Annotated in this window: 18 protein-coding genes; 12 read left to right on the forward strand and 6 right to left on the reverse strand. The window is 61.1% G+C overall.

The window, feature by feature from the left end; translation table 11 throughout:
* Positions 1 to 3 precede the first annotated feature (3 nt).
* Together ABIE16_RS11230 and sohB are read right to left on the reverse strand one after the other, a co-directional pair.
* Positions 4 to 3,891, reverse strand: coding sequence for a dermonecrotic toxin domain-containing protein (locus tag ABIE16_RS11230; protein ID WP_429521144.1), 3,888 nt, complete (start codon positions 3,889 to 3,891; stop codon positions 4 to 6).
* Between the two features lie 185 nt (positions 3,892 to 4,076).
* Complete coding sequence (gene sohB / locus ABIE16_RS11235) at positions 4,077 to 5,099, reverse strand: protease SohB (RefSeq protein WP_090455662.1); 1,023 nt, start codon at positions 5,097 to 5,099, stop codon at positions 4,077 to 4,079.
* A 201-nt stretch (positions 5,100 to 5,300) separates the two neighbouring features.
* Between sohB and ABIE16_RS11240 the strand changes: the two genes are divergently transcribed.
* From ABIE16_RS11240 to ABIE16_RS11260, 5 genes are all read left to right on the forward strand, one after another.
* Positions 5,301 to 6,011 carry a histidine phosphatase family protein gene (locus tag ABIE16_RS11240; protein WP_429521145.1) on the forward strand — a complete coding sequence of 237 codons (711 nt, stop codon included), beginning with the start codon at positions 5,301 to 5,303 and terminating at the stop codon, positions 6,009 to 6,011.
* Between the two features lie 64 nt (positions 6,012 to 6,075).
* Positions 6,076 to 6,390, forward strand: a complete 315-nt coding sequence (locus tag ABIE16_RS11245) for an SCP2 sterol-binding domain-containing protein (RefSeq protein WP_429521146.1) — start codon at positions 6,076 to 6,078, stop codon at positions 6,388 to 6,390.
* A gap of 253 nt (positions 6,391 to 6,643) precedes the next feature.
* Positions 6,644 to 7,507, forward strand: a complete 864-nt coding sequence (locus tag ABIE16_RS11250; protein WP_057714369.1) for a LysR family transcriptional regulator — start codon at positions 6,644 to 6,646, stop codon at positions 7,505 to 7,507.
* A gap of 106 nt (positions 7,508 to 7,613) precedes the next feature.
* Complete coding sequence (locus tag ABIE16_RS11255) at positions 7,614 to 8,759, forward strand: sterol desaturase/SRPBCC family protein (protein WP_218498204.1); 1,146 nt, start codon at positions 7,614 to 7,616, stop codon at positions 8,757 to 8,759.
* Entirely contained in the window at positions 8,756 to 9,835 is a 1,080-nt protein-coding gene (locus ABIE16_RS11260; RefSeq protein WP_429521147.1) for an SMP-30/gluconolactonase/LRE family protein, read from the forward strand. Before ABIE16_RS11255 ends, ABIE16_RS11260 begins: the two co-directional genes overlap by 4 nt.
* A 180-nt stretch (positions 9,836 to 10,015) precedes the next feature.
* Here the strand turns inward: ABIE16_RS11260 and ABIE16_RS11265 are convergent, their stop codons facing one another.
* The 4 genes from ABIE16_RS11265 to ABIE16_RS11280 all read right to left on the reverse strand — a co-directional run bounded on the left by ABIE16_RS11265 (position 10,016) and on the right by ABIE16_RS11280 (position 13,734).
* Complete coding sequence (locus ABIE16_RS11265; RefSeq protein ID WP_429521173.1) at positions 10,016 to 10,141, reverse strand: hypothetical protein; 126 nt, start codon at positions 10,139 to 10,141, stop codon at positions 10,016 to 10,018.
* Between the two features lie 107 nt (positions 10,142 to 10,248).
* The gene (locus ABIE16_RS11270) at positions 10,249 to 10,482 is read right to left on the reverse strand and encodes a DUF465 domain-containing protein (protein ID WP_057714363.1); all 234 of its coding nucleotides are present in this window, start codon (positions 10,480 to 10,482) and stop codon (positions 10,249 to 10,251) included.
* A 224-nt stretch (positions 10,483 to 10,706) separates the two neighbouring features.
* Entirely contained in the window at positions 10,707 to 12,818 is a 2,112-nt protein-coding gene (locus ABIE16_RS11275) for an ATP-binding protein (RefSeq protein ID WP_429521148.1), read from the reverse strand.
* Positions 12,819 to 13,044: 226 nt separating this feature from the next.
* The gene (locus ABIE16_RS11280) at positions 13,045 to 13,734 is read right to left on the reverse strand and encodes a GntR family transcriptional regulator (protein ID WP_007973313.1); all 690 of its coding nucleotides are present in this window, start codon (positions 13,732 to 13,734) and stop codon (positions 13,045 to 13,047) included.
* Positions 13,735 to 13,874: 140 nt separating this feature from the next.
* Here ABIE16_RS11280 and ABIE16_RS11285 point away from each other — a divergent pair, with 140 nt between their 5' ends.
* From ABIE16_RS11285 to ABIE16_RS11315, 7 genes are all read left to right on the forward strand, one after another.
* Positions 13,875 to 14,960 (forward strand): ABC transporter ATP-binding protein, encoded by a 1,086-nt coding sequence (locus ABIE16_RS11285; RefSeq protein WP_429521149.1) that lies wholly within the window; start codon positions 13,875 to 13,877, stop codon positions 14,958 to 14,960.
* 1 nt (position 14,961) lies between these two features.
* A complete protein-coding gene (locus ABIE16_RS11290; RefSeq protein ID WP_090455669.1) occupies positions 14,962 to 15,879 on the forward strand; it encodes an ABC transporter permease in 918 nt (305 codons plus the stop codon).
* Complete coding sequence (locus tag ABIE16_RS11295; RefSeq protein ID WP_057714357.1) at positions 15,876 to 16,664, forward strand: ABC transporter permease; 789 nt, start codon at positions 15,876 to 15,878, stop codon at positions 16,662 to 16,664. The genes ABIE16_RS11290 and ABIE16_RS11295 overlap by 4 nt, the downstream gene beginning before the upstream one ends.
* A gap of 16 nt (positions 16,665 to 16,680) precedes the next feature.
* Positions 16,681 to 17,748, forward strand: a complete 1,068-nt coding sequence (locus tag ABIE16_RS11300; protein WP_429521150.1) for an extracellular solute-binding protein — start codon at positions 16,681 to 16,683, stop codon at positions 17,746 to 17,748.
* Between the two features lie 136 nt (positions 17,749 to 17,884).
* Positions 17,885 to 19,081 (forward strand): amidohydrolase family protein, encoded by a 1,197-nt coding sequence (locus ABIE16_RS11305; RefSeq protein ID WP_429521151.1) that lies wholly within the window; start codon positions 17,885 to 17,887, stop codon positions 19,079 to 19,081.
* Positions 19,078 to 20,565 (forward strand): amidohydrolase family protein, encoded by a 1,488-nt coding sequence (locus tag ABIE16_RS11310; RefSeq protein ID WP_154909261.1) that lies wholly within the window; start codon positions 19,078 to 19,080, stop codon positions 20,563 to 20,565. The genes ABIE16_RS11305 and ABIE16_RS11310 overlap by 4 nt, the downstream gene beginning before the upstream one ends.
* A 12-nt stretch (positions 20,566 to 20,577) precedes the next feature.
* On the forward strand, positions 20,578 to 21,240 hold the full coding sequence (locus ABIE16_RS11315; RefSeq protein WP_007973324.1) for a flavin reductase family protein: 663 nt from the start codon (positions 20,578 to 20,580) through the stop codon (positions 21,238 to 21,240).
* Positions 21,241 to 21,326 lie beyond the last annotated feature (86 nt).

Below are 21,326 nucleotides of genomic sequence, written 5' to 3' on the forward strand. Positions count from 1 at the left end.
GCGCTAAAACACCGGATTATCCACCAGCGGAATCGGACGCCCCATGGCGACCCAGTCGCAGTACAGCCGGACTCGATCTTCCAGCAACACGAACAGCCTGAACGGATTATCCGCATCGGCCGTCCGCGTTTCGACACAGTGCAGCAACCAGCCCCACAACTCTTCTGACGCATCCGCTTCGTGGAGCAAGCGCCACACACGCGCCTGCAGCGACCAATAACCGACCCGGAAATCCGCCGTCAGGCTCAATCCATCCATGACCCGGAGCAACGCACTGCCCGATGGTTTGACGGCCAATCGTTGCCAGATCTGTTGCCGCGCCTCGCGCACGCTTTCATCACCCTCCTCCAGCCAGGGCGTCGCACTGCCGTAATCGGCACCCGGCTCACTCAACCACAAATTGATACCGGTACGCTCACGATGACTCACCAGGCGCAACAACGTGTCTTCATCCGTCAGCGGATTACCCCACAGTTTCACCCGGTCCCGGGACACCGCCTGACTCAGTATCGAGTAGGGAACCCGACCGATCCGGTTGCCTCGCAAGTCGAGCGAGGTGAAGTACGGCTGATCGGCGATCCCTATCGGACAATGGCTGATTCCGGTGTTTCTCAGGTTCAACACACGCAGCTCATTCATCCCCAATACCACGGGCGGTACAGTCAACGGGTTGTCACTCAGATCCAGTATTTGCAAGCTCGCCAGCTCACGAAACTGCGAAGCCGTGCGCTCCTGAAGCTGCAAAAAGGTAGAACTCAGGTTGAGCGTAGTGAGGTGGGGCATTTGCCGAATCGGTGGAGGCAACACACCTTCCAGCACGCCGTCTGCGTTGAGCCGCCGCAGGTCGACACGTTCCAGGTTCAGGGAACGCAGGTTCGGAAAACTTTCGAGAAAGACGCTCAGGCTCTCGCGCTCGACCAGGTGCAAGCCCCGCATCGATAGCTCGACGACCTCATTGAAGCGCACGTTCATCGTTGGCAACCTATGGTAGTCCTCGAAACCCAGATCCAGCCTGTAACCAGAGAACGTCTCGCCGGACATGACTCTATTGATCTGGGGCGGGCATTTTTGCCAGATGCCCATCAGTTCGTCGCCCAATTCAATTCGCGTTTCACGCTCATAGCCAATCACGGTTTGCAGCAGTTCGACATTGTGTGCCGCCACCTGCTCAGGGCTCATGCCTGCGGCGTCATCATCGTCCACCGCAAGAAAATCCACGTCCATGTCATCGACATCCAGCACGGCCTGGTCGATCCACTGGCGCAGATCGGCATGCAACTGCTGCATCTCGAGAATCAGGCGATCCACCAGCGCTTGAGCGCCGTTACCCGCCATCAGGAGCAGCTCATCCGCCTGGGCATCGGTGAAATCCGGATACAGATTCTTGACCTGCAGTCGCATGATTTCATGGGTCAGCGCAGCGGCCTGGGGCGTATTCGGAAAGCCACCGCCGCGCAACCCCCTGGCTTCGAAGGGCAACCGCGAATCCATTCGATTCAAGCCGAGTATCAGCTCGGAGCGGGGCAAGGCATGTGTGCCAATACGCAGGCGCAACTGGCTGGCCGCGTCTGGGGAGCGCAGCGACATCGCCGCGCGTTCCTCCCCTGACAATAGATCGACCAGTGCGGTAAACAGATCCGAACCCTCGCCGTCGGTAGCCGCCATCGTGGAATACCGATAGCGATCACCGACCTTGATCAAGCGCCGGCAATCCGCCGAATCGGGCGGACCGCAACGGTCCAGGACCCGGCCACTGATTGACCCGTCGTGCACTTCGATGCGTAAGTCTTTCGGCCAACCGGGCAGGCGTGGCAGGGAATGCAACGCCAGGACATCGGTTTCCGGATGGACGATCGAACGCAAGTACAGACCTTCATAAGCCCGGTTGAGTCGTGCATGTTGTTGATACTCCCGCGACTTGCTGTCCAGGCGCTTGAACAGTAGCAGCGCCTCGTCAGCATCGACGGGCCGATTGATGTCAACTCCCGAACGGTCGAGGATCTGCTCCACGGCGCTTTTCGGCAAACCTTGGTACTCACGCTGAAACAGGCGAACCCACTCTTTGTCCGAGTGCTGGAGCGCCTGATATCGGGCGTTGAACAATCCGGCCCGGGCTTGCGGGTCGGCGACGATTTCGAGTTCCTGATCGAGCTTGAAGCGTGTGATGGTGTCGGCGAGCAACGGCGTCGGCGGACGGCCAGTCTGCATCAGGCGCAGCATATCGTCGTCGACCGTACTGACCCGGGCGATCTGCGCCAATACCTCATCACTGAAGGCAGCAAGGGGTGTGCAGACGCCACGCATCAGCTCCACACGTGTCGACACCGGCGCCGGAGCCGATCCGGGTGCGGGCTCGGCCGGCGTTTCGGGATGCGGCTCGCTCCCGGGTTCCCGGGGTTCGTACAACGTTCCGGCGATTTTTTCTTCGCCCTTGAGTGCCGCCACCGCCCCGGCCAGCGGGAGTGCATTGAGCAAGCCGAACACCGTGCGCGTCACGCCCTCGGAGCGTTGCTCCGGTGTTTTACTGTTGACGGCCTGATCGAGGCCATAACCGGCGTCGATCAGGCCGGCCAGTACCAGGACGCCCTCACCTCCCGGAATGAACAGTGCCAATGGCCCCAGCCGGTTGATCCACTGCACGAGCGGTTCCACCACCGCGCTCAGGTTGTCGCGATTGACCTGGGCATCGTCGCGGATGGTTTTGACGCTGGCCATGGAGGCCTGCTTCATGGTCAGCACCAATTGCGCGAACGGATCGGTGTCGGCAGGCGGACGCTCAAGGTCGATATAGTCCTGCGGGTCCCAGAAACCGTCGTTGTTGAACAACCCTGCATTCTTTTTCAGCCAGTGTTCCTTCGGGTAAACCGCCATACCCTCCAACGCCGTCGACACCCCCGCATGGAAGGTACCGTCTTCACGATCGTCCTCGGCAAAATGCGCGACCAGCGCTTGCCGTGTGGCGGCACCCCTGCCTTGGTCCACGATCCATTGGCGCAGGTGCCGGAAGTCGGCGAATTCATGCAAGGGTGAGGAGTTGCCGGGAATGTTCAGCAAGACCCGGCCGCTGTGACGGTGGCGATAACACCAGATATCGTCCGATGTATAGCGATAGATCGTCAGCCGCCCGACCTCGATCGGCGCGCTGATGCGGGTGGGCGCCTGCACCTGGCCGATGGTCAACGCATTCCAGGTCTGCTGCGCTGGCAACCCGGCGGCCTGCATGGCCAAGACCAGGCCTTCCTGACTCAAACTGCCCTCCTGATGTTGCAGGCAGGCGCTCATGATAAAGGCGGCCTTGGCCGAGGTTCTCAGGTCGTAAGGCGCCGCCTGGACGATACGCTTATCGGAGGGCCAGGTGCGATCAAGGTAAGCCTGATAGCGGGTTTGCAAATCCAGCTCCCACACCCACTGTTTGAATGCTGCTGGCCTGAGGGCAATTTGCGTTGCCGGTCCATACACCTGGGGCGTGGTCTGGCGATAAATGCCTTCGTAGGTGTGGTGATTGCCATTGCCGTGATCGGCGAATTCATCGACATGCTCCACGATGCGAACGGACGGACCGACATCGGGCGGTGTGTACAAGCCAAATGCGCTTTCGGCAAAACGCCCGTCACCGACGGTCTGGTAGTTCGCCAGCAACGCCTGCACCAGGGTTTGCGTGTTTGCCACCTGGCCTTGCTCGATACCGTCCTGCGGTGGGTGCCCGCGATAGCGGTAATCCAGGGTGACCAACAGGGCCTTTTGCGGGTCGATGTCTTGCCCCCATTTTGCCTTGATCAACTGGGCACCGAACTGCTCGGGAGACTGCGGCAAAGCCGCGCCCACCACGGATTTCAGTGTTTCGCGCAGCGGCGCAAGATCGGGATGAAGCGGTGTCTGATGGTCATTCATATGCGTTCCATGGCAATTATTCCGGAACACCAACATAACCAACCGCCGCATTACCGAAAGCAGGAACGGTCGCCTGCTGCCTACAGAGATTTCGCCGGGCCGTGGAGGACATCAGGCAAGTATTCGCAGGCAAAAAAACCGGGGCTAATGCCCCGGCTGGATGTTTTGCAATATCTCCTGCCCCGTTACCAGAAGCGTTGTTGGGTCAAACGGCTCCACCAGCTCAACAGCACACGATCGACCGAGCCGCTGGCGGCCATGCCAATGCGCTCTTGCAGGCTTTTGCGCTCGGCATAGTGCAGGTGATAAAGCTCGGACTGCCTGGCGCGTTCGGCGAGGTACTCGTCGCTGGTCTTGAGTTCGTCGACCAGGTGTTTTTCCAGCGCCGCCACGCCGAGCCAGATTTCGCCGGTGGCCACTTCATCGATCGCCAGTTGCGGGCGATAGCGCGACACGAAGTTCTTGAACAGTTGATGGGTGATGTCCAAGTCTTGCTGGAACTTCTCCCGGCCCTTCTCGGTGTTTTCGCCAAACACGGTCAGTGTGCGTTTGTACTCACCGGCGGTCAGCACTTCGAAGTCGATGTCGTGCTTTTTCAGCAAGCGGTTGATGTTGGGTAACTGCGCCACCACGCCAATCGAGCCGAGGATCGCGAAGGGTGCGCTGATGATCTTCTGGCCGATGCACGCCATCATGTAGCCACCGCTGGCCGCGACCTTGTCGATGCACACGGTCAAGGGCACGCCGGCCTCACGGATACGCGCCAGTTGCGAGGAGGCCAGGCCGTAGCTGTGAACCATGCCACCGCCGCTTTCCAGGCGCAAAACCACTTCGTCCTTCGGTGTGGCCAGGGTCAGCAAGGCAGTGATTTCGTGGCGCAGGCTTTCGGTGGCCGAAGCCTTGATATCGCCATTGAAATCGAGCACGAACACCCGGGGCTTGGCCTCGGGTTTTTTCTTCTGTTTCTTGTCGGTTTTAGCCTGGGTCTTGCGCAAGGCCTTGAGCTGATCCTTGTCGAGCAACGTCTGCTCCAGGCGTTCGCGCAGCCCTTTGTAGAAATCATTGAGTTTGCTGACCTGCAACTGGCCCGACGACTTGCGCCGCCCCTTGCTGCGCAAGGCCGCAAAACTGGCCAGGACCACCAGAATGGCGATCACCAGGGTCACGGTCTTGGCCAGAAAAATGGCGTACTCGGAAAAAAACTCCACAGGGACTCCTCAAACGATGCGCGGCTTGAACGCGCGCGGGATACCTCCAGCATACCCATGCGTCGACCTTGCTACCAGCCGTGAAAGCTCTGGTAACAGGCCTGTAACGGGCATTTCAAACAAGCGTATGTTTTTTCATTGACAGCACACCGCCATCCTCATAACCTCGCCAAACCTTCAACGTACCGGGAAGACGCGGACGTGGGCAGCATCTATTTGATTCGACATGGCCAGGCCTCCTTCGGTGCAGACGACTACGACGTGCTGTCGCCGACCGGTATTCGTCAGGCTGAAATCCTGGGTCGGCACTTGGCCGAACTCGGGATCGGCTTCGACCGCTGCCTGGCGGGGGATCTGCGCCGCCAGCAGCACACGGCCAACAGCGCGCTGGAACAATTCGCCGCGGCAGGCCTGCCGGTGCCGGTGCTGGAAACCGACTCCGCCTTCAATGAGTTCGACGCCGATGCAGTGATCCGCGCGCTGTTGCCGGCCATGCTGCCGGACGAACCCGAGGCCCTGGACATCCTGCGCAACGCCGCGCAAAACCGTGGTGAGTTCCAGCGTATCTTCGCCCTGATCATCGAGCGCTGGCTGGCCGGCACCTACGACACACCGGGCCTGGAGAGCTGGCTGGGGTTTGTCGAGCGGGTACGGGCCGGTCTGCACCGCATTCTCGACCAGGCCGACAACACCCAGAAAATCGCCGTGTTCACGTCCGGCGGCACCATCACCGCCCTGCTCCACCTGATTACGCAAATGCCTGCCCGGCAGGCCTTTGAATTGAACTGGCAAATCGTCAACACCTCGCTCAACCAGCTTAAGTTTCGTGGTCGCGAGGTGTCCCTGGCTTCCTTCAACAGTCATGTGCACCTGCAACTGTTGAAGGCCCCGGAACTCATCACGTTTCGCTGAGTCCGGATTATTGTGACCCTGGCTGTAATCACCCAGCTCTTATTACCCAAGAAAGGATCGAACCATGACCTCCGTAGCTGATGCCGTACAAGCAATGAAAGCCAAGTTCAACCCAGCCGCTGCCGCCGGTCTGGACCTGGTCTTCGGTTTCCGCATCGACGATAGCAAAAACTTCTCGCTGATCGTCAAGGACAGCACCTGCGAGCTGCAGGAAGGCGAGAACCCGGACGCCCAGGTGACCCTGGTGATGGACGGCGAAACCCTGCAAGGCATCGTCGACGGTTCGACTGACGGCATGCAAGCGTTCATGGGCGGCAAACTGCGCGCTGAAGGCGACATGATGCTGGCGATGAAACTGTCCGAGCTGTTCCCGTCGTAAGCACCTGGTTCCCGAACTTCGGGAGCGTGCCTGCTGCAAACGAATCCCGCCCTTAGTGGCGGGATTCGTCGTTTTTGCTGGTCCTGTGGCGAGGGGGCTCGCCCCCGTTCGACTGCGAAGCAGTCGCACAACCAGAGATTTCGACTTATCGGAAGGACGTCAAGGGCCGCTTCGCGCCCAACGGGGGCAAGCCCCCTCGCCACAGGTCAGGTGGTGCTCTTACAATGCGGGCACTTACACCACCGGCCCCCCCATGGACATCGACCTCGCCCGCACCTTCCTCGAAATCGTCCGCCATGGCAGCCTGGCTGCCGCCGCGGAAAAACTCCATGTCACCCAGACCGCGATCACCGCACGGGTACAAAAACTCGAGAGCCAACTGGGCAGCACCCTTTTCGTGCGCAATCGTGCCGGCGCCCGCCTGACGCCCAATGGCGAAGCGTTCGTGGTGTACGCCAATCAGCTGGTGCAAACTTGGGAAGCCGCGCGGCGTGATTTGCCGTTGCCCGAAGGTTATCGCGATGTGCTGCACATCGGTGGCGAGGTGAGTCTGTGCAACCCGTTGATGCTCGGCTGGGCCGGCGAAATTCGCAAGAACATCCCCAGCCATGCCCTGCGCATGGAAATCCGCGACGGCGAAAACCTGCTGCGCCAACTGGAGTTAGGCGTTCTGGATGCCGCGCTGGTGTATCAGCCCGAATATTGGCCGCGCCTGCAGGTCGAGCAGATTCTCGAAGAAAAACTGATTCTAGTGCGCCTGGCCGACAAGCCCGATCCTTATGTGTACATCGATTGGGGCGCTGATTTTCGACGCCAGCACGACGCCGCGCTGCCGGAGAAGGCCAAGGCTGCGCTGAGTTTCAATCTGGGCCCGCTGGGCTTGCAGTATCTTCTCGAAAACGGCGGCAGCGGCTACTTCCGCACCCGCGTCGTGCAGAGTTATCTGCAAAGCGGCGCCCTGGAACGGGTGCCCAAGGCGCCGGAATTCAACTACCCGACCTATCTGGTCTACTCGCGCGATCGTGACTCGCCGACACTGCAACGCGCCTTCGACCTGCTGCGCAAAGTCATCGACTCAGACGAAGACTGGTCGCAGCGATGGGATCCGCTGACCTGAGACCGGTTTGCACCGGATCATGGCCGTTGTGTCCTTAAGGTTCGGTCCGTCAAATCACCGGGATCGGCTAATCTGAAAGAGATAACAAAAACGACAGGTGATTGCAGTGAGGCAGACCACCGAAGGATTCCGCGGCCGTTACCGCGCCGACATTCATCCGCTCTACAACCCCTGGCTGCATGGCGCGTTTGTCCTGGTGTTCGGGGCACTGGCGATCAGCGTCTTCTGGAGCAACGTACATCAGGTGCGGCCAGCGGAATGGCTGGCGGTGCCCGTCACGCTGCTGTTGTTCAACCTCGGCGTGTACATGGTGCATCGCCACCTGGGGCATCATAAAAAGAGCTTCGCCCGGCTGTTTTACGCCCGTCACGCAGGCGACCACCACAGCTTTTTCACCCCCGGCCACATGACCTACGACAGCGCCCGCGACTGGCGGGTAATTCTGTTTCCGGCGTGGCTGATCGTGCTGCACACCCTCGCCGTCGCCCTGCCCCTCTGGTGGCTGCTCAAGCACATCAATACCAACGTCGCCGGATTGGTCGGCGGCCTTCTTGTCCTCGGCTACCTGACTTATGAAGTGTTTCATGCCTGCGAGCATCTGCCGTCGCGCAACCCGCTCACACGGCTGCCGTGGATCCGCCAGATGCGCCGCCTGCACGAACTGCACCACCGCCGTGAACTGATGCAGGCGCGTAATTTCAACATCGTTTTCCCGCTGATGGACTACCTGTTCGGCACCCTCTATTGGGAGCCGGAACCTGAGCCGCTCAACCCGACGAGAACCCCCATGACCCGCATGCAGCATCAGGTTGTCATTGCCGGAAACCCGATCCAGGTACTTGCCTACGCCAGCACCGTGACCCTTTGGCCGCAATGGCATCCGTCGTCGCTGCGCATCGACGGGCCAAAAGGCCCGCTGCATGCCGGCGCACGTTTCGAGGAAGACATCCGTGCCGGCGGGCGCGACGGGCACTTGCGCTGGGAGGTGGCGGAGTACCTGCCCGGGCGGCGCTGGAGCGCCGAGGCCCGGGGTGACCACGGCCTGTCGCTGGTGGTGACCTATGAATGCGATGCCACAGGCGAAGACACACGTTTCGTCCGCACCCTGGAATATCAGTTCAGCGGCCTGGCAATGCGCATTGCCAACCGCTTGTTGCTCAAGCGGCGCATAGACCGGGAATCGGCGGCGTCGATGCTGGCATTGCGCGACATGGCACAGAAGTATCTGGCCGCGACAGGAGTCGGCGTGTGAGCAGAACCTTCAAATGTCTGTTGCTGGTCATCGTCGTCATCGGCGCCTTCCTGCTGCTGATGCCCACCAAGGTGCGGCCGGTGGCCTGGACACCACAAGCCGCGCCGTCCCTCACCAGCGGAATCTACGCCGACAATCAGCGGCTCAAAGAGGTGGAGCGCGTCGGCGCCGCCAATATCGACGGGCCGGAAGCCTTGTTGCTGGAAAACGACACGCTCATCACCGGCCTGCACGACGGGCGCCTGATCCGTACGAGCCTGGACGGCAAGACCACCAGTATCCTGACCGATACCGGTGGCCGGCCACTGGGCCTGGCCCGGCATCCCAATGGCCTGCTGGTGATCGCCGATGCCGTCAAAGGCTTGTTGTCCCTCGACGCCCAGGGACGCCTGGTGGCCTTGACCACAGAGGCCGACGGCGTTCCCTTCGGTTTTACCGACGACGTGGCCATCGACAAACCCGGTCACTACGCTTATTTCAGCGATGCTTCGAGCCGCTTCGGCTATGGCCAAGACGGTGAGGCCGTGATCGAACACGGCGGCGACGGTCGACTGCTGCGCTACGACTTCCAGACCGGCAAAACCTCGGTTGTGCTGGATAAGCTGGAGTTTGCCAACGGCGTGACCCTGGGACCGGACGATGCCTATGTACTGGTCAATGAAACCGGCGCCTACCGCATCACTCGTTATTGGCTCAGCGGTCCGAAGGCCGGCACCCACGACCTGTTTATCGACAACCTGCCAGGGCTGCCGGACAACCTGTCGTTCAATGGACACGACCGGTTCTGGGTGGCGCTGTATGCCCCCCGAAACCCCTTGCTCGACGCCACGGCGGCGCATCCGTTCGTGCGCAAGATGATCGTGCGGGCCATGACCGTGTTGCCCAAGCCCGTGGAAAAACACGGATTTGCCCTGGGCCTGGACCTTGATGGCAAAGTGATCGCCAACCTGCAGGACGGCAGCAGCGACAATTACTCCCCCATCACTACCGTGCGCGAGTATGGGGACTGGTTGTATTTCGGTTCGCTGAAAGCCCGGAACATGGTGCGATTGCCGCTAAGTAAGGCATTGCAATGAACAGTCCCCTTCCTGAACTCACCGAAGCCCCCCTGTAGGAGCGAGCCTGCTCGCGATGGACTCAAATGCACTGCGTTTAGTCAGTAAACATACGGCATCGTTAACGACCATCGCGAGCAAGCTCGCTCCTACAGAGGGCGGTGTTCATTCTGGATCGATGTCGACACCCTCATCATCCGGTCACTCATCGATGCCCGGCTCTTCCTCGGGATTGACTGTGGTGTGTTCGGGGCTCAGGGGTTCGGGATGAGTGGGGATCGGGTCGTAGCCACCCTGTTGTTCGCTGGGGTATTTGGGCTGGGTCATGAGGCACCTCGTTGAGAGCCATAACAGCGGTCTCTGAACATTCGAGGTGCCGGTTGTGATGCCGTTCCAACTTTCCCGCCACCGGTCGTCGGTGGCAGCTCGCTGGGTCAGGACGACGAGCCAAGTTGCTTGACGATCTTGTCCTTGACCAGCAGACGTGCCTCCTTGAGCTTCCTTACGGTGTCATCGTTGGACTTGGCCTCCTCTGCTTTCACCACTTCGGCATCCGCCTGGGAATACTTGTTAAGCAGTGAATCCAGTAACGGATCCTTGGTGCGTTTCTGCTGGACTTCTTCCTTTGAGCGTTTCAGATCCTGATAAAGGTCATGGGGCACCGGCATGGAACACCTCCGTTTGTTGATCGGCAGCGAAACGCGATCAATTGCGTTCACCAACTATCAGAATGGCCTCGGTTAGCCTGTTCTGTCGACCACCTGTCAGACCAGCGGTGTCCGTTCGTCGTCCGGTCGCCAATGCGATAAAACCTTGCCTGCACCGGCGCCTCCACCGGTTGACGATCACTCGGTCACCTTTGAAAACCTGCGTGGAGAATCACCTGTTTTTGTCAGCCGTTAAGCACCGTGCGCACCATCTGCGTCAGTGCTTCGGGGTTGTAGGGTTTGCTCAGCAGGTGGGTGTCGGGGCTGAGCTGGTGATTGCGCGAGATGATGTCGCGGGTATGCCCCGAGGTGAACAACACAGCCACCGGTGGCTCCTGCACTTTCGCCCAGGCCGCCAGGTCCGAACTCTTGATCAGGCCGGGCATGACTACGTCAGTGAAAATCAGGTCCACCGCCAGCCCTTCCAGCAACATTTTCATGGCGATGTCACCGTTGGTGGCCGTGAGGACCTGATAGCCCTCCTCGCGCAACAACTCCACCGCCGATACCCTCACGGCCTCATTGTCCTCGACCACCAGGATGCGTTCGTGCCCGCCCCGTTGCGGCACATCAGGGCCCGGCGTTTCGCTGGGGGCCGCGCGCAAGGTGCGCGGGAAGTACAGCTGCACCCGAGTCCCCCGCCCCACGTCGCTGGCGATTTCGATATGACCGCCACTCTGCTTGACGAAGCCAAACACCATACTCAAGCCCAAGCCGGTGCCCTGCCCGTCGGCCTTGGTGGTGAAGAATGGCTCGAACGCCTGGGCCAGCACCTGCGGCGGCATGCCGACGCCGGTATCCGTCACGGACACCCGTACATAGTCCCCGGGGGCAATGCCCTTTGCGGCGCAAAATTTGCGATCGAGGACGATGTTTTCCGCGCACAGGTCAATCCTGCCCTCGCCTTGAAGGGCGTCACGGGCATTGATCGCCAGATTGAGAATGGCGTTTTCCAGTTGGTTGCGATCGACAAACACATTCCAGGAATCTTCGGGCGCCGTCATGTGAACCTGAAGGGTTTCACCCAGGGCACGCAGCAACAGCTCCGCCAGGCCATCGAAAATCTGCCGCAAGGTGAAGACCGCGGGTGACAACGGTTGGCGGCGGGCAAATGCAAGCAATTGCGAAGACAGCTTGGCACCGCGCTCGACGGCGGCAATCGACGCCGAGACCCGGCGCTGCACATTGGCGTTATCCGGCTCATGGCGCGCGAGCAGGTGCAGGTTGCCGGCGATCACTTGCAACAGGTTGTTGAAGTCATGGGCCACACCACCGGTGAGACCGCCGATGGCTTCGAGCTTCTGTGACTGGCGCAGTTGTTCTTCCGCCGCCAGCCGCGCCTCGACCTCATCGGCCACCCGCTGTTCCAGGTTGCGGGTGAACTTGAGCAGGGACTCTTCGGCGGTCTTGCGTTCGTGGATGTCGATCAGCACGCCGGGGAAACGAAACGCCTCGCCCTGCTCATTGAACTCGCAACAACCACTGGCGAGTACCCAGAGGTAGCTGCCATCCGGACGCCGGATCCGGTATTCGACGTTGTAGGGCTCGCCCGTCTCCACCGACAGTGTGACTCGTTCCTGAACCCAACTGCGGTCATCCGGATGGATCCGGCTTTCAGCGATTTCCTGAGACAGGTTTTGCAGGTCTTGCCCGGGTGGATAAGAGAACGCGCGAGCGAAGCGCTCGTCACCCGACAGCACGTTGGCCTTGATGTCCCAGACAAAGGAACCGAGCAAGGCGCCGGCGTTGAGCGCCAAGCGTACCCGTTCGTTGTCGGCGCGGTAGGCGTCTTCAGCCGCCTGTCGCCGGTGTTCGGAGATCACCCGATCGGTGGTTTCCACCACCATGGCCATGACCCCGGCCGGGCGCCCGTCATCGTCGGCCACCGGGCTGTAGTAGAGGTCCATCCAGACATCTTCCGGAACCCCGTCACGCAGCAGCACCAGTTCTTTGTTGCGATAGGACAAGGTGCCGCCCGCCAGGCAGGTGTCGACCACGTGGCGATTGAATTCGGCAACTTCCGGCCAACCCAGTTCCACGGCAGAGCCGAGCAGATACGGATGACGCCCACCGGCAAACTTGGAATAAGCGTCGTTATAGATCATGTACCCGGACTGGCCCCAGAGCATCACCATCGGCAGTGGGGACGCGAGCATCAACTGCACCGCGCTGCTCAGGCTCCTGGACCATGAATCGAGCGGGCCAAGTTCGGTCCGGCTCCAGTCGAACGCACGAATGCGTCCGGCCATTTCGCCGTTCCACCCGGAGCACCCGTGGCTTTCCTCTAGAAACTGCATCGGCTGGCTCTATCCCGGTAAGTTGCACCCGTTTGTTTCGAGCATCCTGCACGCTATTCGTTTCATAGAGGTATAGCTGATTCTCGCGGGCCACTGGAGATCCCTTGTGGGAGCGGGCTTGCTCGCGAAGGCGGTGTGTCATTCAACATATTCGTCTGCTGATACACCGCTTTCGCGAGCAAGCCCGCTCCCACAATTTGGTCCTCGGTAACCGAGAGTCCGTGCACTACACCTCGATCAAGTGCTTTAGCGGGTTGTAACTGCTTTTCAGGGTGGCCGCGACATCCAGAATGGCCTTCTCGATGCCATTCAAATGCATGCAGGTCAGTTCGATGGCCGCACTCTGGTTGCCTGCTTCGATGTATTCGATCAGCCGCAGGTGTTCGTCGTCGCGGCAGGCTTCGTGGCTGTCGTCATCCAGAGCGGCGGCATACAGCGACGCCCGGGAAATCAGCTTCTGGAACCAGTCCAGCAGTACCGGGTTGTTCAGGCTGCGCGCCAGTTTGATGTGGAACTCGCCAAGCAGGTGAATCAGCCGTTCATGATCACCGCTCTGATGCGCTTCATCTTCCAGCAGCAAGTGATCGCGCAGGTCCTGGGTCACCGCCGTATCACGCCGACGGCACAGTTCGCTGACGATGCCGATCTCGACCAGGCGACGGGTTTCGAACAGCGAACGGATCTCTTCGTCACTGGGCAGCGACACCGACGCACCTTTATTGGGCTCGGTGGTGACCAGCCCGTCGGCTTCCAATTGCTTGAGCGCGGCCCGGACAGACGTGCGGCTGACATTGAACAGCTCGGCCAAAGAGGCTTCGCCGAGCTTCATGCCCGGACGCAACGAACGCTTGCTGATCGCCTCGTAAACCCCTTGGTAGACGCGGTCGACCGTAGTTTCCAGTTTCTTTTCCGTCATTCATCAACTCCTTGCGCCCTGTGCAAACGACCCTGGCGAATGAACAGCCATTGAAAAAGGGGCTTGCACGGACAGATTAATCCGGGTATTTCTAAATTGCATCCAGATTTTGCATACAATAATTAGAGGAATGCACCATAATGGGTCGTCCAACAGCAATCGAAGTGCGAAACGTCTCAAAGCGATATTCCGACGATCCGGGGCTGGCACCAGCCCTCGATAACGTCTCGGTGGACATTGCCGACAACGAATTCTTCACCCTGCTCGGCCCCTCCGGCTGCGGCAAAACCACCCTGCTGCGCACCATCGCCGGCTTCGAGCATGTCAGCGACGGTGAGATCCGCCTCGCGGGCGAGCCGGTCAACGATTTGCCGCCGTTCAAGCGTCGGGTCAACACGGTGTTCCAGAGTTACGCGCTGTTTCCGCACATGAGTGTTGCGCAGAATATCGCCTTCGGCCTCGAGATGCAGGGCCTTGATCGCAAACTGATTCCGCAGCGGGTCGATGAGATGCTCGCGCTGGTGCAAATGCAGCACCTGGCCAAGCGTAAACCGGCCGAACTGTCCGGTGGCCAACAGCAAAGGGTGGCTCTGGCCCGGGCCCTGGCGCCAAAACCCAAAGTGCTGTTGCTGGACGAACCGCTGTCGGCCCTGGACCTCAAGCTGCGCAAGGAAATGCAGGTCGAACTCAAGCGCGTACAGAAAGAAGCCGGGATCACCTTCATTTTCGTCACCCACGATCAGGAAGAAGCGCTGACCCTGTCCGATCGCATCGCCGTGATGTCCGCCGGCAAGATCCTGCAAATCGGCTCGCCCAATGAAATCTACGAACGGCCGCAACACCAGTTCGTCGCGCAATTCATCGGCGACATCAACTTTCTCCCCGGCCACCTCAAGCGCGGCCAGCAGAACGAAAAGCTCTTCGTGCCCAACGGCATGCCCGTGGAAATCCCCTGCCCGGCCCAGGGCTTTGACGGCAGCAAGGTGCAACTGGCGTTCCGCCCCGAGCGCTCGCAACTGGTCGAGCCGACCCAACCGCATCACCTGCGCGGTGTGATCGAGGCCGTGCTGTATGTCGGCACGGCCACGCTCTATCAATGCCGCCTGAACAACGACATCAAGGTCATGCTGCGCGAGAACAACGAAGGCCTGAACCACGGGCGGGTGGTGGGTGATCGCGTCGCGGTCAACCTGCCGCCCCACGCATGCCTGTTGATGGAGGCCTGAGATGAGCGTCAGCAGCACTTCCCCAGCCCTCAACCGCGCGCTGTTGCTCAGCCCGGTGGTCCTGACCCTGCTGGCCCTGATCGCCATTCCGCTGGGCATCATGGGCTACATCAGCCTGCTGCCGCGCAACGTCTATGGCGGCGTCGACTGGCAGGCCGACTGGCAATTGCAAAGCTACGTGCAACTGTTTTTCCAGGAAGGTTTCGATGGCGAACTGGAGCTGAACTGGGTCTACGCCCAAGCATTGCTGCGCTCGGTGTTCCAGGCCGGTGGCACCACGGTCCTGTGTTTCCTGTTCGGCTTCCCCGTGGCGTTGTGGATGTCGAGCCTGACACCCCGTCGGCGCAACCTGATGGTGTTGCTGATCACCATCCCGTTCTGGACCAACCTGCTGATCCGCAACTACGCCTGGCTGATCATCCTGCGCGAGCACGGCTGGGTCGCCCAGAGCCTCAACGCGCTGTTCCCCCAGGCCGGTGGCATCACCCTGCTCTACAACGACTTCGCGGTCAGCGTCGGCCTGGTCTACAGCTTCCTGCCGTTCATGATCCTGCCAATCTACTCGACCCTGGAAAAACTCGACTGGCGTCTGGTGGAAGCCGCCTATGACCTGGGTGCCAATCGCTGGCACGCGTTGCGGCGGATCATCCTGCCACTGTCGATGCCGGGGGTGATCGCAGGTGCCTTGCTGGTGTTCGTGCCAAGCCTGGGCGCCTTCATTACCCCGGCGATCCTTGGCGGCGGCAAGACGCTGATGATCGGCAACCTGATCCAGCAGCAGTTCGGTACCGCGCGCAACTGGCCGCTGGGCAGTTCGCTGTCGTTCCTGTTGCTGGGGATCATGTTGCTGTCCCTGGTGCTCTACGCCCTCTATAGCCGCAAAGCCGCCAAGACCCAACGCCCGGGAGCACAAGCATGATCGCCCTGCACCTGAAGAAACTGCCCCTGACCCGTGAAGTCAGCCTGTTGATGCTGGCCTACCTGTACCTGCCGATCTTTGTATTGATCGCCTACAGCTTCAACGCCAACCGCTCGGCGACGGTGTGGACCGAGTTCTCGTTCGACTGGTACGGGCGAATCCTGGCCAACCCGTCGATCCAGACCGCGGCGCTCAACTCGATCATCGTCGCCAGCATCGCCACGGTGTGCGCCACCGCGATTGCCCTGCTCGCGGCACTGGCGACCTACCGGCCGTTCTACGGACAGAAAATGGTCGAGGGCGGGATCAACCTGCCGTTGATCCTGCCGGAGATCGTCACCGCCGTGGCCACCCTGCTGCTGTTCATGGCACTGGGGATCAAGCTCGGTCTGCTGACGGTGATCGTCGCCCACATCGGCTTCTGCATTCCCTTCGCCTACCTGCCGATCCGCGCGCGGCTCAACGACCTGGACAAGAGCCTGCTGGAAGCGGCGAACGACCTGTACGCCAACCCCTGGCAGGTGTTCCGCCGGGTGACCTTGCCGCTGCTGTGGCCGGCGGTGCTGTCCGGTTCGGTGCTGGCGTTCGTGGTCAGCCTCGACGATTTCATCATGACCTTCTTCGTCGCAGGTCCCGGCTCCACAACCCTGCCGGTGTACATCTTCTCGGCCATCAAGGCCGGCGTGACGCCAGAGATCAACGCGATTTCGACCCTGATGCTGGTGATTTCCATCGTGCTGGTAGTGCTGGCCTTCTGGCTGGGACAGCGCGGCAAACAACAATAAGCCTGGAGACTTCTATATGAGCAAGAAAGTGAAAAGCATGCGTTTCGCCGTTGCCGGTCTGGCCTTGAGTTGCTTCACCGCGTTCACGGCGTTCAGCGCCCAGGCCGCCGAGCCCAAGGAACTGTTCTTCTACAACTGGACCGACTACTACCCGGTGGAACTGTTGGCCAAGTTCGAAAAGGAGACCGGGATCAAGGTCACCATGGACGGCTACGACAGCAACGAAACCCTGCTGGCCAAGTTGCAGGCCGGCGGCGCTGCGTACGACGTGATCGTGCCGTCGCAATCGATCATGCGCACCCTGATCAACCAGGACCTGCTGCTGGAAATCGACGCCTCGACCCTGCCCAACTTCCAGTACGTCAAGCCGGCGTTCCGCGACCCGAGCTTCGACCCCGGTCGCAAGTTCTCGGCACCGTACCTGTGGGGCACCACCGGGTTCTCCTATGACAGCGCCCGGGTGCCCGGCGGCAAGCTTGACGACTCTTGGAAAGAGTTCTTCGAGCCGCGCAAGGAACTGCAAGGTCAGCTCGCCGCCCTCGACACCTCCAGCAGCGTGATCAACGCCGCCAGTCACTACCTGAATGTCGACGAGTGCAGCGAAAACCCGCAGGACGCCAAGCGCATCCTCGAACTGCTGCAAAAACAGAAACCCTTCCTGAAGATGTACAGCTCGGACAACACCGTCGACCGCATGGCCAGCGGTGAAGTGATCATGATGCAGAACTGGAACGGTTCTACAGCGCGGGCCACCTTGCAGAAGAGCACCATCAAGTACGTCTACCCCCGTGAAGGCCTGGCGATGTTCCAGGACAACTTCGCCGTACCGAAAAGCGCACCGCACCCCGGCAACGCGAAGATCTTCATCGACTGGATGATGAAACCGGAGAACGCCGCCGCCGTGTCCAACGCCATCGCCTACGCCAACGGCATCCAGAGCGACAAGCTGATCGACGCCAAATGGCGGGTGATGGACGCCATCAACATGCCCGACGAATTCGCCGCGCGCCTGCGCCCGGAAAAGGAATGCAGCAACAAGGCGCGGGAGCTGCAGGACCGCATTTGGGCCAAGCTCAAGGGCTGATTGCCTTTCGACCGAGTCGCGCCCATCGCGAGCAAGCTCGCTCCCACAGGGATTTTGTGAACGTCAAAGATCTACTGTGGGAGCGAGCTTGCTCGCGATGAGGCCCGCCAAGACACCATTGAATTTGAGGTTTGCAATGAATCAACCCCGCTGGCTGCGCAACGTGCGCCCCTACGGCGCCACCGCCGAAGACCTGCTGATCGAAAACGGCCGCTTCAGCCAACGCCGCCCCGCTTCGAACGAAGCCCTGTCGGCCACCGACATCGACGGCCAGGACCAGTTGCTCACCCCCGCCCTGGTGGAAAGCCACGTGCACCTGGACAAAACCCTCTGGGGCCAGCCCTGGCGCCCCAACAGTGCCGGCCCGACCCTCAAGGACTACATCGCCAACGAACGGCGCATCCTGCGTGAAGTCACCACACCGATTGCGCAACGGGCCGGCGCCCTGCTGGAAAACTGCATCGCCCGCGGCTCGCTGACCATGCGTTGCCACGTCGACATCGACCCGGAATTCGGCCTGCGGCATGTCGAGGCCATGCAGCAACTGCGTGAAAACTACCGCGACCTGATCGACCTGCAACTGGTGGTGTTCCCGCAGACTGGCTTGATCAGCCGCCCCGGCACCGCCGAACTGATGCGCGAAGCCATGGCCCTGGGCGTGGAGAACGTCGGCGGGCTGGACCCGTGTGGTATCGATAACGACCCTGTCGCACAACTGGATTTCGTCTTCAAACTGGCCAGCGAATTCGACCGGGGCGTCGACATTCACCTGCATGACAAAGGTGAGCTGGGGCTGTGGCAGATCGCCCTGATTGCCGACTACACCGAGCGCTTCGGCCGCCAAGGCCGGGTGATGATCAGCCACGCGTACTGCCTGGGGATGTTGCCGTGGAGCCAGGTCAAACCGGTGGCCGAACGTCTGGCCACATTGGGCATTTCGCTGATGAGCTCGGCCCCGGCCGATTGCGCGGTGCCGCCGTTCCTGGCCCTGCGCGAAACCGGCGTGAATGTGTGCCTGGGCTCGGACGGTATTCGTGATGCCTGGTCGCCCATGGGCAACGGCGACATGCTGGAGCGGGCGATGTTGCTGGCGTTCCGCTTCGACTTGAACAAGGACGAAGAACTGGCGGCAGCGTTCGAGGCGGCGACCGTCAACGGCGCCCAGGCGCTGGGTTGCCAAGCCAATCGCCTGGAGATTGGCCAGCCGGCGGACTTCCTGTTGATGCCGGTACAAACACTGGGTGAGGCGGTGGTTTCGCGGCCGTTGCGTCAGGTCTATCGCGCGGGCCAGTTGATTGCTGCAGGTGGTCGCTTGCTGGACAGCCGTTTGTGAAGCGCATCGGCTTGCGGGCCAGCTGCGTGGTCGGTTTCGACGGCACGCGGCATGTGTTGTGGCGCGATGGCGAAGTGGTGTTCGAAGGCGCACGCATCGAGTTTGTCGGGCGTGGCTATGCGGGGCCGGTGGATCAGTGGGTTGATTACGGTAATGCGCTGATCGGTCCCGGCTTCATCGATCTGGATGCCTTGGGCGATCTCGATTCCACGGTGCTGACCCTGGACAACGGCGACGAGCGCGACATGGGCCGGATGTGGTCGGCGCAGTATCTGGCGCGTGGATCGCGGGAAAGCTACAGCCCCGAAGAAGAAGTCTTCAAATACCGCTACGCCTTCACCCAACTGATCCGCAACGGCATCACCACGGCCATGCCGATCACCTCGATGTATTACCGCGAGTGGGCCGAGACCTACGACGAATTTGCGGCGGTGGCAGGTGTAGCCGTCGAACTGGGGCTACGCACTTACCTCGGTCCCTGCTACATGAGCGGCATGAGTTACTGGCAGGCCGATGGAACCCTGGCGCACCACTGGGACGAAGCCCGGGGAATGGCCGGGCTCGACGCCGCCGAGCGGTTTTTCCGGGATTTCGACGGCGCGCACAACGGCCTGATTCGCGGTGCGCTGCTGCCCGATCGCATCCAGACCTGTACCCCGGCGTTGCTGCAACGCACCGCCGCGCTGAGCCGCGAACTCAACGCACCGATGCGTTTGCACTGCTGCCAAGGCCTCGGTGAAGTGGCGATGGTCGAGCAACTGCGCGGCACCTCGCCACTGGGCTGGCTGCAGCAGCTTGGGCTTTTGACCCCGCGCAGCCTGCTGCCCCACGGCATCTACACCCGCGGCGATGACGACCTGCAACGGGTGGTGGATGGTGGCGCAAGCCTGGTGCATTGCCCGGTGGTGTTCGCCCGGGATGGCGAGGCGCTGAATTCGTTCGGACGCTATCGGGCCAAAGGCATCAACTTCGCCCTGGGCACCGACACCTGGCCGGCGGACTTGCTGGACAACATGCGCCAGGGCCTGAACATCGCTCGCCTTATGGAAGGCGGTAACGATCTGACCAGCACGCTGGACCTGTACAACGCAGCGACCCTCGGCGGTGCCAAGGCACTGGGCCGCGACGATCTCGGACGCCTGGCGCCCGGGGCCAAGGCCGACATCACCGTGTTCAACCTGCGCGGGATGCACCTGGGGCCGCTATTCGATCCACTGAAAAATCTTGTTCTGGCCGGTCGCGGTGACGACTGTATCGCCAGCTACATCGACGGCCGCTGCGTGATGCGGGACGGCCAGGTCGAGGGCCTCGATTACCCCGCCCTGCAACGCCAGGCCCAACGCCAATTCGAAAAATTGATGCGCAGCCACAGCGACCGGGCCTTTGATCAACCGGACTGGAAAAGCCTGTTCCAGCCCGCCATCCCGTTCGCCGACGACTACAGCGCACAGGCGCCACTGAGCGCGATTGATCCACTTCTCTAGAGATTTCTGCCCATGCAAAGCTTCGACTTCAGCACATTGAGCCCACGGGACAAATACAAGATCCTGATCGGCAGCGTCGTGCCACGGCCGATAGCCCTGGTCACCACCGTCGACGGCGAAGGCCGGATCAACGCAGCGCCGTTCAGCTTCTTCAATGCGCTTTCCGCCGATCCACCGATCCTCGCCCTGGGCGTGGAAAACTACGGCGACCAAAGCCCCAAGGACACCACTCGCAACATCCAGCTCAATCAGGAATTCACCGTGAACATCGTCAGCGATGCCCTGGTGGAAGCCATGAACGTCTGCGCCGTGCCCTTCGCCCCCGGCTTCGATGAACTGACCGCCGCCGGCCTCACTGCCATCCCCGGCACCACGGTCAAATGCCCGCGCATCGGCGAAGCTCCGGTGGCGCTGGAGTGTCGGCGGATGATGGCCCTGTCCATCGGCCAATCCCGGGAGATTATCTTTGGTGAAGTGCTGATGGCCCATGTGCGTGACGAACTGATCGATCCGAAAACCCTGTACATCGACCAGTTGGGGCTGGATGCGATCGGACGCATGGGCGGGCATGGCTATGCGCGTACGCGGGATTACTTCGACTTGCCGACACGCTCGTTGCAGGCCTGGACGGATGCGCCGGGGGGTGGCGAGCGGTTTTGGCCGCTGGCCAAATAACAGGCATTGACACAAACCCTGAGGGGAGCGGCTTTTGTGGCGAGGGGGCTTGCCCCCGTTGGGCTGCGAAGCAGCCCCCAAACCAA

It is taken from the genome of Pseudomonas sp. 2725, from assembly GCF_050434585.1.
Taxonomy (GTDB): domain Bacteria; phylum Pseudomonadota; class Gammaproteobacteria; order Pseudomonadales; family Pseudomonadaceae; genus Aquipseudomonas; species Aquipseudomonas jessenii.